13 protein-coding genes and 1 pseudogene are annotated in these 12,608 nt (G+C 65.4%); 1 reads left to right on the forward strand and 13 read right to left on the reverse strand.

The window, feature by feature from the left end:
- The first annotated feature begins 99 nt into the window (after positions 1-99).
- Positions 100-807: a hypothetical protein gene (locus E8F12_RS05140; RefSeq protein ID WP_280324213.1), complete on the forward strand. Its 708-nt coding sequence runs from the start codon at positions 100-102 to the stop codon at positions 805-807.
- 167 nt (positions 808-974) lie between these two features.
- Here E8F12_RS05140 and E8F12_RS05145 read toward each other — a convergent pair whose 3' ends face one another.
- The 13 genes and pseudogenes from E8F12_RS05145 to E8F12_RS05205 all read right to left on the reverse strand — a co-directional run.
- Entirely contained in the window at positions 975-1,811 is an 837-nt protein-coding gene (locus tag E8F12_RS05145; RefSeq protein ID WP_280324214.1) for a metal-dependent hydrolase, read from the reverse strand.
- A 245-nt stretch (positions 1,812-2,056) separates the two neighbouring features.
- A complete protein-coding gene (locus E8F12_RS05150; RefSeq protein ID WP_280324215.1) occupies positions 2,057-2,605 on the reverse strand; it encodes an adenine phosphoribosyltransferase in 549 nt (182 codons plus the stop codon).
- 67 nt (positions 2,606-2,672) lie between these two features.
- Complete coding sequence (fnr, locus tag E8F12_RS05155; RefSeq protein ID WP_280324216.1) at positions 2,673-3,407, reverse strand: fumarate/nitrate reduction transcriptional regulator Fnr; 735 nt, start codon at positions 3,405-3,407, stop codon at positions 2,673-2,675.
- Between the two features lie 274 nt (positions 3,408-3,681).
- Positions 3,682-5,064 carry an oxygen-independent coproporphyrinogen III oxidase gene (gene hemN / locus E8F12_RS05160; protein WP_280324217.1) on the reverse strand — a complete coding sequence of 461 codons (1,383 nt, stop codon included), beginning with the start codon at positions 5,062-5,064 and terminating at the stop codon, positions 3,682-3,684.
- An 81-nt stretch (positions 5,065-5,145) separates the two neighbouring features.
- Positions 5,146-5,871, reverse strand: coding sequence for a sulfite exporter TauE/SafE family protein (locus tag E8F12_RS05165; protein WP_280324218.1), 726 nt, complete (start codon positions 5,869-5,871; stop codon positions 5,146-5,148).
- Positions 5,864-6,085, reverse strand: coding sequence for a cbb3-type cytochrome oxidase assembly protein CcoS (gene ccoS, locus E8F12_RS05170; RefSeq protein ID WP_280287741.1), 222 nt, complete (start codon positions 6,083-6,085; stop codon positions 5,864-5,866). The genes E8F12_RS05165 and ccoS overlap by 8 nt, the downstream gene beginning before the upstream one ends.
- Before the next feature lie 27 nt (positions 6,086-6,112).
- Positions 6,113-8,512, reverse strand: coding sequence for a heavy metal translocating P-type ATPase (locus E8F12_RS05175; protein WP_280324219.1), 2,400 nt, complete (start codon positions 8,510-8,512; stop codon positions 6,113-6,115).
- Positions 8,513-8,521: 9 nt separating this feature from the next.
- Positions 8,522-9,022 (reverse strand): FixH family protein, encoded by a 501-nt coding sequence (locus E8F12_RS05180; RefSeq protein WP_280324220.1) that lies wholly within the window; start codon positions 9,020-9,022, stop codon positions 8,522-8,524.
- A 14-nt stretch (positions 9,023-9,036) separates the two neighbouring features.
- Complete coding sequence (gene ccoG, locus E8F12_RS05185; RefSeq protein ID WP_280324221.1) at positions 9,037-10,452, reverse strand: cytochrome c oxidase accessory protein CcoG; 1,416 nt, start codon at positions 10,450-10,452, stop codon at positions 9,037-9,039.
- 135 nt (positions 10,453-10,587) lie between these two features.
- Positions 10,588-11,562 (reverse strand): cytochrome-c oxidase, cbb3-type subunit III, encoded by a 975-nt coding sequence (ccoP, locus tag E8F12_RS05190; protein ID WP_280324222.1) that lies wholly within the window; start codon positions 11,560-11,562, stop codon positions 10,588-10,590.
- The gene (locus tag E8F12_RS05195) at positions 11,559-11,747 is read right to left on the reverse strand and encodes a cbb3-type cytochrome c oxidase subunit 3 (protein WP_280287746.1); all 189 of its coding nucleotides are present in this window, start codon (positions 11,745-11,747) and stop codon (positions 11,559-11,561) included. Before E8F12_RS05195 ends, ccoP begins: the two co-directional genes overlap by 4 nt.
- Before the next feature lie 6 nt (positions 11,748-11,753).
- Positions 11,754-12,365, reverse strand: a complete 612-nt coding sequence (gene ccoO / locus E8F12_RS05200; protein WP_280287747.1) for a cytochrome-c oxidase, cbb3-type subunit II — start codon at positions 12,363-12,365, stop codon at positions 11,754-11,756.
- A pseudogene (locus tag E8F12_RS05205) lies at positions 12,365-12,608 on the reverse strand (cytochrome C oxidase Cbb3); the annotation flags it as partial. The gene ccoO and the pseudogene E8F12_RS05205, both read right to left, overlap by 1 nt.

A 12,608-nucleotide genomic window follows, 5' to 3' on the forward strand; every position in this document is an offset into this window, starting at 1 on the left:
TTGTACGAAGTGTATGTCAGATTTCAGGCGTCCGAATATTGTCGAAAGCCGCCTGGGTCGCTGTCGAAAATTCCCTTTCACAGGAGGTCAGGGTAGACCATGGGGCACGAACAAAGGGCGGAAATGCCGGTCCGCTACGAATTCCGCTTCCCTGATGGCCGCCTCTGGGTCCATGAGGTGGACGTTGCGGAGCCGGTGCCGGCAACAGGCACGGAGAACGGGCCGGAGTGGGCGCGGCTGGAGTTCCAGCAATGCGAACACTGCCCATTGAAGGCAGCCGACGTGCGGGACTGCCCCTTTGCCCGCGCGCTGGTGCGGCCGGTGGCGGTGCTGGCGCGCTCGCCGTCTTACGAACAGGTCTTGGTGAACGTGTTCTGGCGGGGCCGGGAAATCCGCCAGCAGACCACCTTGCAGCGGGCCTTGGGGTCGTTGCTGGGGCTGCTTGGGGCCACCAGCGGCTGCCCCCATACCCGGATGCTGCGGGCCATGGCCTGGTTCCACTGGCCCTTCAGCACCTCGGCAGAGACCCTCTACCGCTCCCTCGGTACCTACCTGCTGGGGCAGCACCTGCGCCAGGAGCGCGGCCTGGAGCCGGACTGGGAGATGGACGGCCTGCGCGAGCTGTACCGCAACCTGCGCCTGGTCAACCTGGGCATGGCCGCGCGCCTGCGCGCCGCCGCCGAGGAGGACTCCAGCCTGAATGGGCTGATCCTGCTGGACCTGCTGGCGGCCGATACCCTGTACTCGCTGGACAGCTACGAGGGAGAGCTGGATGGGTTCTTCGCGGAATACTTCGAGGAAGGGTGAAGCGTTTGCCGGGATGAGGCTGGGCATCGTTTTCCTGTAGGGGCGAATTCACTCGCCAAGGGCAACGACGTTGCCACCTTGAGCGCCTCAGGGCGGACCTGCGGCCCGCCTGGCGATTGAAGCCTCCCCTACAGATCTTGTTCAGCCCTGATTTCCGTCTGGGGCGGTCAGCCAGTGAAGCCCAACCGTTCCTTCCAGCGCTTCTCCAGCGCCTTGGTCTCGTGGTCGAAGGGGTGGAAGCCTGGGCGGTAGTAGTCCAGGTAGGGCCTGATCATCTTCGGGAAGTAGCCGTTGCGCGGGCCGAGCAGGGTCTTGAGCCCGTGCGCCCAGCTGCGCCAGTTGAACAGCTGGCCGTCCTTGCGCATCAGGTGGACCTGGAAGCCGATGATCACGCCGAAGAACAGGAAGGTGGTGAGGGCCATGGTGACGGTGCGAATCAGGTAGCCACCGCCGATGGCGTTGTAGGCGTCATAGCAGACCGCCTTGTGCTCGTTCTCCTCGATGGCGTGCCACATCCACAGCTTGTACATCTTCGGGTCGTCCATCTGGGTATTGATGTCCTCGCGGCGCAGCAACTGCTCGGCCATGGTCGCGGTGAAGTGCTCCAGGGCGCAGGTGGCGGCCAGGCGCTGCTTGCGGCTGGTGAGGCGGGTCACCCATTCCAGCAACACCTTGATGCGAAGTTCCAGGCGCTCCAGGTCGATGCCGTGCTCGGCGGCGTAATCGTTGTAGGTGGCGTGCTCCTTGGAATGCATGGCTTCCTGGCCGATGAAGGCACTGATGTCCTTCTGCAGCTGCGGGTCGCTGACCTGGTCGCGCACGGCGCGCACGCTGTCGACGAAGAACTTCTCGCCATAGGGGAAGAGCGACGAGAGGTTGTTCATGAAGTGGGTCATGAAGGGGTCGCCGCTCCACCAGTACTTCTGGGTCGACGCGAAACTGAAGTCCATGCGGCGAACCGGGAAGGCGGCCTTGGGCTGGGTGGCGGTGGCGGTGATGGTCATGCGGGATCCTCTCGGGCTCGGGGAGCCGTCCGTTGTTGTCATCGGTGACACGGGCGACCGTGCCATCAGTCGATGTAACTATTGAGGATCGAGCAGGCGGGCGCGAGGGCCCGGGCGCCAACTTTCGGCGGGAGATCGCTGTGCGCGGTGGGGAGAGGGGTAACGTCGGCCGAAGGGGGTGTAACCCGCCGGGGCGGGCCGTGCTTCGGTTGGGGCGGGTCCGCAACTGCGGACCCGCAGGGCGTTCAGCGCTCGTCGAGGGCGAAGGCGGTCAGGCAGAAGCTGGCGATGCCGGCTTCTGCCAGGCGCTCGGAGCCGCCCAGTTCCGGCAAGTCGATGATGGCGGCGGCCTCGAACACGCTGGCGCCCATGCGTCGGACCAGGCGGGTGGCGGCCAGCAGGGTACCGCCGGTGGCGATCAGGTCATCGAAGATCAGCACCTTGTCGCCATCGCACAGGCTGTCGCTGTGCACTTCGAGGAAGGCTTCGCCGTACTCGGTCTGGTAGGGCTCGGCGAGCACCTCGGCCGGCAGCTTGCCCTGCTTGCGGAACAGCACCAGGGGTTTGTTGAGTTCGTAGGCGATGATCGAGCCGATCAGAAAGCCGCGGGCGTCCATGGCGCCAATGTGGCTGAAGTCTGCTTCGACGTAACGCTGGATGAAACTGTCGGCGACCATGCGCAGGGCCCGTGGCGACTGGAACAGGGGGGTGATGTCGCGGAACACCACGCCGGGTTTGGGAAAGTCCGGCACGGGGCGGATCAGGGATTTGATGGAGAATTCGTCGAAGATCATCGTCGATGCCTGAAGGGTCGGTCAGGGTGGGACAGGCGGGCCCGCCAGGGTGGCAGGTCCGCGGGGGTCAGCCTTCGATACTGCCGCCGGCCATGGCGCAGAGTTCGATGGGGTCGAGGATGTGCACTTCCTTGCCTTCGGCGGCGATCAGCTGGCTCTGCTGGAAACGGGTGAAGACCCGGGACACGGTTTCCACCGCCAGGCCCAGGTAGTTGCCGATCTCGTTGCGCGACATCGCCAGGCGGAACTGGTTGGCCGAGAAGCCGCGAGCACGGAAGCGCGCCGAGAGGTTGACCAGGAAGGTGGCGATTCGCTCGTCGGCGGTCTTCTTGGAGAGCAGCAGCATCATCTGCTGGTCGTCGCGGATTTCCCGGCTCATGACGCGCAGCAGTTGGCGGCGCAGTTGCGGCAGCTGGACCGAGAGCTCGTCCAGGCGCTCGAAGGGGATCTCGCACACCGAGGTGGTTTCCAGGGCCTGGGCGGATACCGGGTAGAGCTCAGTGTCCATGCCGGAGAGGCCCACCAGCTCGCTGGGCAGGTGGAAGCCGGTGATCTGTTCTTCACCGGTGTCGGTGACGGTGAAGGTCTTGAGGGCGCCGGAGCGCACAGCGAAAACCGAGCCGAAGGCATCACCCTGGCGGAACAGGAGTTCACCCTTCTTCAGGGGACGGCCGCGCTTGACGATCTCGTCCAGCGCGTCCATGTCCTCCATATTCAGCGACAGGGGCAGGCAGAGCGCGGCCAGGCTGCAATCCTTGCAGTGGGCCTGAGGGACGTTGCGCACCTTGATGATCTCGGACATGGGCTCTTCCTTGCGAGGCAAACACACAATGGGCGTAAGGTTAACGCAGGGTGTAGGCAACAGCCAGAAAAAGCCTCCCTGACCCTTCGATCAGGATTGGCCGCTGACAGCCCTTGATCGTACGGATTTCAGCCCGGCACAGCTCTGCATTGCGCCCGGACATCAACGGCCCGCCTTGCCTGTCGCGGGGACGGTGTGGCGTGAGGTCGCACGGCGGGTCGGAGGACCGGCGGGCGCCGACCGGGCAACCGTTTGGGTCCCGCCCGGGCCGGCCTCAGATCACCCGGGAGAAGCGCTGCTGGTTCTGCCCGGCCAGGTAGTGGTCGAAGAGCATGCACAGGGAGCGTACCAGTAGGCGCCCGGCGGGCAGCACGTCGATGCGACTGGCGCTGAGGTCGATCAGGCGATCCCTGGCCATTTGCTCCAGTTGCGGCCAGATGTCGGCGAAATAGCCACGAAACTCGATGTTGAAGCCGGCCTCGATGCGCTCGAAATCCAGCTCGAACTCGCAGATCAGTTGCTGGATCACCGTCCGCCGGATGCGGTCGTCGTCATTGCAGACGAGGCCGCGGCAGGTGGCCAGCTGCCCCTGTTCCAGGGCGAGCTGGTAGTCGTTCAACTGGACGTTGTTCTGGCAGTAGAGGTCGCCGATCTGGCTGATGGCCGATACCCCGAGGCCGATCAGGTCGCAATGGCCGTGGGTGGTGTAGCCCTGGAAGTTGCGCTGCAGGCGGCCGTCTTCCTGGGCGACGGCCAGTTCGTCGTCAGGCAGGGCGAAGTGGTCCATGCCGATGTAGCGATAGCCGGCGGCGCTCATCTGTTCGATGCTGCGCTGGAGCATGTCCAGCTTCTGTCCGGGGCTGGGCAGGTCTTCGTTGCGAATGCGCCGCTGCGGCAGGAAGCGTTCCGGCAGGTGGGCGTAGTTGAAGACCGAAAGCCGGTCCGGTTGCAGCGCGATCACCTCGTCCACGGTGCGGGCGAAGCTCTCCGGGGTCTGCTTGGGCAGGCCGTAGATCAGGTCGAGGTTCAGCGAGCGATACTGCAGGGTACGCGCGGCTTCGACTATGGCACGCGTCTCTTCCAGGCTCTGCAGGCGGTTGACCGCGCGCTGCACGGCTGGGTCCAGGTCCTGCACGCCGAGGCTGACGCGATTGAAGCCCAGGTCGCGGAGCAGACCCATGGTCGACCAGTCGGCCTCGCGCGGGTCGATCTCGATGCCGTAATCGCCCGAGTCGTCATCCAGCAGATTGAAGTGCGTGCGCAGGTGGCCCATGAGCCGGCGCAGTTCATCGTGGCTGAGGAAGGTCGGAGTGCCGCCGCCGAAATGCAATTGTTCGACCTTCTGCTGCGGGTCGAGGTGGCAGGCAATCAGCTCGATCTCCCGTTCCAGGCGTTCAAGGTAGGGCAGGGCGCGGCCGCGGTCCTTGGTGATGACCTTGTTGCAGGCGCAGTAGTAGCAGATGTTCGCGCAGAAGGGCACATGGACGTAAAGCGACAGCGGACGCCTGGCCTTGTGACTGTCGCGCAGGGCATGGAGCAGGTCGAAGGACCCCACCCGGTGGTCGAACTGCACTGCGGTGGGGTAGGAGGTATAGCGTGGGCCTGGGGTGTCGTAGCGGCGGATCAGGTCCGCGTCCCAGCGAATGTTGTCGAGCATGCGGGAGTCCCCAGTTCGGTTGTCAGTACCGGGGAGTCTATGGGGCGCCCGCCAGGGCCATCTTGATTTGTATCAAGCCGTTCAATGGCTGTGCTGGTGCTCACTGCTGGCGGCAGTGTGGCCGCCATGGCCCATCAGCCAGGCCTGGTGCGGGCCGGGAAGGGTCCAGAGGCCGAATAGAATCACCAGCAGGCCGCCGGCGATGCGCACGCCGCGCTTGCGCAGCAGGGCGGTCAGGCGCTCCGCGGCCAGGCCCGTGGCGACCAGGACCGGCAAGGTACCTACGCCGAAGGCCAGCATCAGCAGCGCGCTGTCGCCGGCCGAGCCCTGGCTCGCGGACCAGAGCAGGGTGCTGTAGACCAGGCCGCAAGGCAGCCACCCCCAGAGCCCGCCGAGGAGCAGCGCGCGGGGCAGGCTGGAAACCGGCAGCAGCTTGCGCGCCATCGGCTGGATGTGGCGCCAGAGGCCCTGGCCCAGGGCTTCGATCCGGGTCAGGCCGCTCCACCAGCCGGCCAGGTAGAGCCCCATGCAGATCAGCAGCAGCGCCGCCACCACGCGCAGGGCCATGGCCGCCGGGCTGCTGGCGATGGCCCAGCCAGCGAGGCCGATGAGCAGGCCGGCCAGGGCGTAGCTGAGGATGCGGCCGAGGTTGTAGGCCAGCAACAAGCGCATGCGGCGGGCGCGCTGTTCGGGGGGGATCGCCAGGGTCAAGGCGCCCATCAGGCCGCCGCACATGCCCAGGCAGTGGCCACCGCCGAGCAGGCCGAGGATGAGGGCGGAAAGGAGCAGGGGCGCGAGTTCAGCCACGGGGCTTGTCCTGCTCGTCCTGTTTGTCCTTGTCGCTGCCCTCGGCTTCGGCTATGCCGGCCTGGTGTTTGGGATCCTCGTCGTCGAAGAGGATGCTGTGGGCCGGGCCGTCGAGGTCGTCGTACTGGCCACTGTCCACGGCCCAGAAGAACAGCCAGATGGCAAAACCGACCAGGCCGATGGCGACCGGGATCAGTATGTAAAGCGCTGGCATCAGGGGCTCCGATAACAGTTGCGTGGGTCAGGTGCGGGCCAGGCGCAGGGCGTTGACCACCACCAGCAGCGAACTGACCGACATGCCGAACGCCGCCCAGAGAGGGGTGATCCAGCCCAAGGCGGCGAAGGGCAGCACCAGGCCATTGTACAGGGTCGCCCAGGCCAGGTTCTCGACGATGATGCGGCGGGTCCGGCGGGCCAGGGCGAAGGCCTGCACCAGGCTGTCCAGGCGGTTGGATAAAAGCACCGCGTCGGCGCTGGTCTTGGCGAGGTCCGTAGCGCTGCCCATGGCGACGCTGATGTCGGCGCCGGCCAGTACCGGCACGTCGTTGACCCCGTCACCCAGCATCAGCACCTTGTGTCCCTCCTGGTGGAGCTGGCGCAGCACTTCCAGCTTGGCATCCGGGGTGAGGCCGCCACGGGCGTCCAGGATGCCCAGTTCGCGGGCGATGCCGGCGACCATGGGCGAGCTGTCACCGGAGAGCAGCAGCAGCTTCCAGCCGCGTGAGCGGCAGGCATCGAGCAGGGCGGAGGCATCCTCCCGTAGGCGGTCGTCGAGGACGATCCAGGCCAGCGGCCCCTGCTCGTCGCCCAGCAGCAGCCATTGGCCCTGGTCGCCGGGAATGGCCGGCGCCGGCTGGCTGCCGAGTTCGGCGACGAAATCGGGCTGGCCGATGCGCAGGCGGCGCGAACCGACCCGTCCTTCGAGGCCGCGGCCGGGAATGCTGTCCACCTGTTCGGCGGCCTGTGGCGCGCGGCCAAAGGCGCGGGCAATGGGGTGTTCGGAGCGGTTCTCGAGGGCAGCGGCCAGGGCCAGGCAGGCGTCGCGGTCGAGCTCGGCCAGCGGGTGGATGGCGTTCAGGGTCAGGCGGCCTTCGGTGAGGGTGCCGGTCTTGTCGAAGATCACCGTGTCGATCTGGTTCAGGCCTTCCAGCACGTGTCCACGGGTCAGCAGCAGGCCGAGCTTGTGCAGGCTGCCGGTTGCGGTGGTCAGGGCCGTGGGGGTGGCCAGGGCGAGGGCGCAGGGGCAGGTAGCCACCAGCAGCGAGAGCACGACCCAGAAGGCTCGGTCCGGATCGATCTGCCACCAGACGAGGCCGACGATGGCAGCGGCGCCAAGGACGATCAGCAGGAACCACTGGGCGACCTTGTCGGCCAGTTCGGCCAGGCGCGGCTTGTCGGCCTGGGCGCGCTCCAGCAGGCGGACTATCGCGGAAAGCCGGGTATCGTCGCCCAGGGCCTGGACTGCGACGGTCAGCGGCCCTTCGACGTTCAGGGTGCCCGCGGTGACGGCATCACCCTCGCCGCGCGGGTGCGGCAGGTATTCGCCTGTGAGCAATGACTCGTCGACGCTGGACTGGCCGGCGAGGATGCGGCCATCGGCGGGCAACAATGCACCCGGCGGCACCAGGACCTGGTCGCCTACCCGCAGTTCGCTGAGCAGGATGCGTTCGCCATGACCCTCGGCATCCAGGCGCAGGCAGGAGGCCGGCAGCAGGTTGACCAGTTGCGCCGTGGCCGCGGCGGTGCGCTCGCGAGCGCGGCGTTCCAGATAGCGCCCGGCGAGGAGGAAGAGGGCGAACATGCCCACCGCGTCGAAATACAGCTCGCCGACCCCGGTGACCGTGGACCAGATGCCGGCGACATAGGCGCCGCCTATGGCCAGGGAGACCGAGACGTCCATGGTCAGGTGACGGGTGCGCAGATCGCGCAGGGCACCTCGGAAGAACTGGCCGCAGCAGTAGAAAACGATGGGCGTGGTGAGGAACAGGCTGACCCAGCGCAGGATGGTGTCCAGCTCCGGCGACAGGTCGATGTTGAACTCCGGCCAGGTGGCCATGGCGGCCATCATCACCTGCATCCACAGCAGGCCGGCGACACCCAGTTGACGCATGGCGCGGCGGTTCTCGGCGGCCAGGCGTTCGGCGGCTTCGTCGGCCTTGTAGGGGTGGCCGGCGTAGCCGATCTTGCGCAGCTCCTTGAGCAGGTGGCTGAGCGGCAGCTGGCTGTCGGCCCAACGCACCTGCAGGCGGTGGTTGGACAGGTTGAGGCTGGCCTCGGCCACACCCGACAGGGTGCGCAGGTGTTTCTCGATCAGCCAGCCGCAGGCGGCGCAGCTGATGCCTTCGATCAGCAGGCAGGTCTCGCTCAGTTCGCCCTGGTGCTCGACAAAGGGCTGCTGGACTTCGGCGCGATCGTACAGCGCCAGTTCATCGGGCAGCTCGCGGGGCAGGGCGTCGGGGTTGGCGGCGGTGTCGCTGCGGTGGCGGTAGTAGTTCTCCAGGCCGCCGGCGACTATGGCCTCGGCCACCGCTTGGCAGCCCGGACAGCACATGGCCCGCGTCTCTCCCAGCACGCGGGCCTCGAAACGGCTGCCGGCTGGAACCGGCAGGCCGCAGTGATAGCAGGAAAGCGGGGCGCTCATGGGAAGCGCTTATTCGCCGAGGCGGATCACATCACCCTTTGCCAGGGTCTCTTCTTCGAACAGGCGCCAGTCCTGGCCCTGCTCCTGGCCGATCAGCTCGACGAAGCGGCGGCCAGTGACCCTGTCCTGCAGCTGGCCGCGGTAGTGACCGTCGGCCTGGGGCTGCAGCACGATCCGGCGATCCTTCTCCGGCTGGGTGGGGGAGAGCAGGCTTAGCACCAGCTGCTGCGGACGGCTATCGCCGGTCAGTTCCAGCTCGACCTGGCCGCTGGCTTCGTCCAGGTCCAGGCTGGCCTGCATGCCGAGCTTCCTGGCGAGGTTCTCACGCTCTAGCGAGGTGTTGATGCCCTTGCCGACTTCGTAATAGTTGTCGGACACGAGGCTCGGCGGGTTCTGCGTGGCGATCACCAGCATGGTGGTGCCGAGCACCACCGAAGTGCCGAGGATGCCGAGGATGAACCAGGGCCAGAACTGCTTGTACCAGGGGCTGACGGGCGTTTCGGACTGCATGGGATTTCCGTTGTCTAGCGGACGCTCGGGCCGATGAAACGGCTATCTGCGTCGGTCTTGATGCTGGGATCGTCCGCGCTGCGGACGCGGAAGAGGATCTTGTTGGTGCTGGACGGCAGCTGGTCGGGGTCGATGGACAGCTCCACCGGCACCGAGAGTACTTCGCCGGCGTCGGCAAGGACTTCGCGCTTGCCTTCGTAGACCAGGCCGTCAAGGCCTTCGGCGTCGATGACGAAGGTCTGGTCGACCTGGGACTTGTTCATGATCTTCAGGGTGTAGACGTTCTCGATCCGGCCCTGCTCGTTTTCGCGGAACAGCACGCGGTCTTTGATCACGTCCAGTTCCACCAGGGAGCGTATGGCCACGGCGTAGGCGAAAAGGCCGATCATGGCGACCAGGGCGATAGCGTAACCGATCAGGCGCGGACGCAGCAGTTGTGTCTGCTGGCCGTTGAGGTTGTGCTCGGTGGTGTAGCTGATCAGCCCTTTCGGGTAGTTCATCTTTTCCATGATGCTGTCGCAGGCGTCGATGCACGCGGCGCAGCCGATGCATTCGATCTGCAGGCCGTCGCGGATGTCGATGCCGGTGGGGCAGACCTGGACGCACATGGTGCAGTCGATGCAGTCGCCGAGGCCCTGGGCCTTGTAGTCGATGGTTTTCTTGCGCGGGCCACGGGTTTCACCGCGACGCGGATCGTAGGAGACGATCAGGGTGTCCTTGTCGAACATCACGCTCTGGAAGCGCGCGTAGGGGCACATGTAGATGCACACCTGTTCGCGCAGCCAGCCGGCGTTGCCATAGGTGGCGAGGGTGAAGAAGCCCACCCAAAAATAGGCCCAGCCACTGGCTGCGCCGGTGAAGAATTCGATGACCAGTTCGTGAATGGGAGTGAAGTAGCCGACGAAGGTCATGCCGGTGGCGAAGCCGATCAGCAGCCAGAGGCCATGCTTGGCGGACTTGCGCAGGAGTTTCTGGCCGCTCATGGGGGCCTTGTCGAGCTTCATGCGCTGGTTGCGGTCTCCCTCGGTGACTTTCTCGCACCACATGAAGATCCAGGTCCAGACGCTCTGCGGGCAGGTGTAGCCGCACCAGACGCGCCCGGCGAATACGGTGATGAAGAACAGGCCGAAGGCGCAGATGATCAGCAGCCAGGAAAGGAGGACGAAGTCCTGGGGCCAGAAGGTGGCGCCGAAGATGTAGAACTTTCGCTCGGGCAGGTTCCACCAGACAGCCTGGCGCTCGTTCCAGCTGAGCCAGACCGTGCCGAAGTAAAGCAGGAAGAGGAAGGCGCCGCCGGTCATCCGCAAGTTGCGGAACAGGCCGGTGAAGGCTCGGGTGTAGATTTTTTCGCGGCTGGCGTACAGGTCGGTGGTTTCACCGCCCTTGGCCGGGGGAGGGGTGACGTTCTTGACGGGAATCTGTTCGCTCATCGTTCTCATACCACGGCGGTTGTCGGCGCTCTGACCAGTGCATTGCCGGTCTGAGTCTTTCTATCCGCCGTATATGGTACGCCTGATAGCGGCCTGCCATGTGCGACAGTGCGTCGCGCATGGCAGGCGAGGGTATTACTTGGTTTCAGCTTCTGCAGCAGGTTTCTGCGACAGGCTGTACACATAGGCAGCCAGCAGGTGCACCTTGTCGTTGCCGAGGATTTGCTCCTGGGCGGGCATGGTGCCTTGGCGACCATAGCGGATGGTCTGTTGCAGCTGGGCGTAGCTGCTGCCGTAGATGAAGGAGGCGGGGTGGGTCAGGTTCGGTGCGCCCATGGCCGGGGTGCCTTTGCCTTCCGGACCGTGGCAGGCCACGCAGTTGGCGGCGAAGATGGCTTTACCGGCTTCCGGATCGGCCTTCACGTCCTTCGGCAGCTCGCGACCGTGCAGGGTTACACGCAGGAAGGCGGCGACGTCGCGCACACCCTGGTCGCCGATGACTTCGCCCCACGCCGGCATCACGCCGTGACGGCCACCCATGATGGTGGTCTTGATGGTGGCGGCTTCGCCACCCCAGCGCCAGTCGTGGTCGGTCAGGTTCGGGAAGCCGTAGGCGCCCTTGGCGTCGGAGCCGTGGCAGACGGAGCAGTAGGACGCGAACATGCGGCCGCCCATTTTCAGGGCTTTCGGGTCCTGGGCCACTTCCTCGATGGGCATGGCGGCGTACTTGGCGAAGATCGGGCCGTATTCGTTATCGGCGCGATCCATTTCCTTTTCCCACTGGTGCACGCCTGTCCAGCCGCTCTCGCCGTTGGCGAAGGGCTTGCCTTCGGCGACTTCGCCGTAGCCGGGGAAGATGCCTTTCCAGTTGCCCATGCCCGGGTACATGACCAGGTAGCCGACGGCGAAGATCAGGGTGCCGACGAACAGCATGAACCACCACTTGGGCAGCGGGTTGTCATATTCCTCGATGCCGTCGAATGCGTGGCCGACGGTTTCTTCGGTGCTTTCCTGACGCTGGCCACGACGGGTGGCGAAGATCAGCCAGGTCAGCGCTACCAGCGTGGCGCTGGTGAGCAGGGTTACATACCAACTCCAGAACGAAGTCATTCTTTCTCACTCCTAGAAGCTTGCTCGTCGCGCTCGGAGGATTTGGGCGGCTCATCCGCGAAGGGCAGGTTGGCCGCTTCGTCGAAGCTGCTTTTGCGCTTGCTGCTGTAGGCCCAGAGCACGACGCCGATAAAGGCGACGAAGACAATGAAGGTGCCTATGCCGCGGAGAGTCCCGATATCCATCTTGCGTTACCGTTTGTTCTTGATAGCGGTGCCCAGACCTTGCAGGTACGCCACGACGGCGTCCATCTCGGTCTTGCCTTTGACTGCTGCCTTGGCGCCGGCGATGTCGTCGTCGGTGTAGGGCACGCCCAGCTTGCGCAGAGCTTCCATCTTGTCGGCGGTGTGCTTGCCGTCGAGCTTGTTCTCAACCAGCCAGGGGTAGGACGGCATCTTCGATTCCGGCACTACGTTGCGCGGGTTGTAGAGGTGCGCGCGGTGCCAGTCGTCGGAGTAGCGGCCGCCGACGCGGGCCAGGTCCGGACCGGTACGCTTGGAGCCCCACAGGAAGGGGTGGTCCCAGACGCTTTCGCCAGCCACGGAGTAGTGGCCGTAGCGCTCGGTTTCGGCGCGGAACGGACGGACCATCTGCGAGTGGCAGCCGACGCAGCCTTCGCGGATGTAGATGTCACGGCCTTCGAGTTCCAGTGCGGTGCGCGGCTTCATGCCTTCCACCGGCGTGTTAGTCACGTCCTGGAAGAACAGCGGCACGATCTGCACCAGGCCACCGATGCTCACGGCGATCACCATGAACAGGGCCAGCAGGCCGATGTTCTTCTCGACTAATTCGTGTTGCTTCATTAGTGAGCTCCTTGCGGGATCTGCGCAGCGGTGTCGTATTCAGCCGGCTTGGCAGCACGTACGGTGCGATAGGTGTTGTAGGCCATCAGCAGCATGCCGGTCACGAAGAAGGCACCGCCGATCATGCGCACCAGGAAACCCGGGTGGCTGGCTTCCAGCGCTTCGACGAAGGAGTAGGTCAGGGTGCCGTCCTCGTTCACCGCGCGCCACATCAGGCCCTGGGTGATGCCGTTGACCCACATC

Origin of the sequence: Pseudomonas sp. BN102 (assembly GCF_029871245.1) — a bacterium.
Lineage (GTDB): Bacteria > Pseudomonadota > Gammaproteobacteria > Pseudomonadales > Pseudomonadaceae > Metapseudomonas.

What these genes read in the sequence shown, in the direction of transcription:
- ccoO (WP_280287747.1), bottom strand. Translation starts at nt 12,365, where the DNA reads ATGAAGCAACACGAATTAGTCGAGAAGAACATCGGCCTGCTGGCCCTG.
- ccoG (WP_280324221.1), bottom strand. Translation starts at nt 10,452, where the DNA reads ATGAGCGAACAGATTCCCGTCAAGAACGTCACCCCTCCCCCGGCCAAG.
- E8F12_RS05145 (WP_280324214.1), bottom strand. Translation starts at nt 1,811, where the DNA reads ATGACCATCACCGCCACCGCCACCCAGCCCAAGGCCGCCTTCCCGGTT.
- ccoP (WP_280324222.1), bottom strand. Translation starts at nt 11,562, where the DNA reads ATGACTTCGTTCTGGAGTTGGTATGTAACCCTGCTCACCAGCGCCACG.
- E8F12_RS05195 (WP_280287746.1), bottom strand. Translation starts at nt 11,747, where the DNA reads ATGGATATCGGGACTCTCCGCGGCATAGGCACCTTCATTGTCTTCGTC.
- fnr (WP_280324216.1), bottom strand. Translation starts at nt 3,407, where the DNA reads ATGTCCGAGATCATCAAGGTGCGCAACGTCCCTCAGGCCCACTGCAAG.
- ccoS (WP_280287741.1), bottom strand. Translation starts at nt 6,085, where the DNA reads ATGCCAGCGCTTTACATACTGATCCCGGTCGCCATCGGCCTGGTCGGT.
- E8F12_RS05180 (WP_280324220.1), bottom strand. Translation starts at nt 9,022, where the DNA reads ATGCAGTCCGAAACGCCCGTCAGCCCCTGGTACAAGCAGTTCTGGCCC.
- E8F12_RS05150 (WP_280324215.1), bottom strand. Translation starts at nt 2,605, where the DNA reads ATGATCTTCGACGAATTCTCCATCAAATCCCTGATCCGCCCCGTGCCG.
- hemN (WP_280324217.1), bottom strand. Translation starts at nt 5,064, where the DNA reads ATGCTCGACAACATTCGCTGGGACGCGGACCTGATCCGCCGCTACGAC.
- E8F12_RS05175 (WP_280324219.1), bottom strand. Translation starts at nt 8,512, where the DNA reads ATGAGCGCCCCGCTTTCCTGCTATCACTGCGGCCTGCCGGTTCCAGCC.
- E8F12_RS05140 (WP_280324213.1), top strand. Translation starts at nt 100, where the DNA reads ATGGGGCACGAACAAAGGGCGGAAATGCCGGTCCGCTACGAATTCCGC.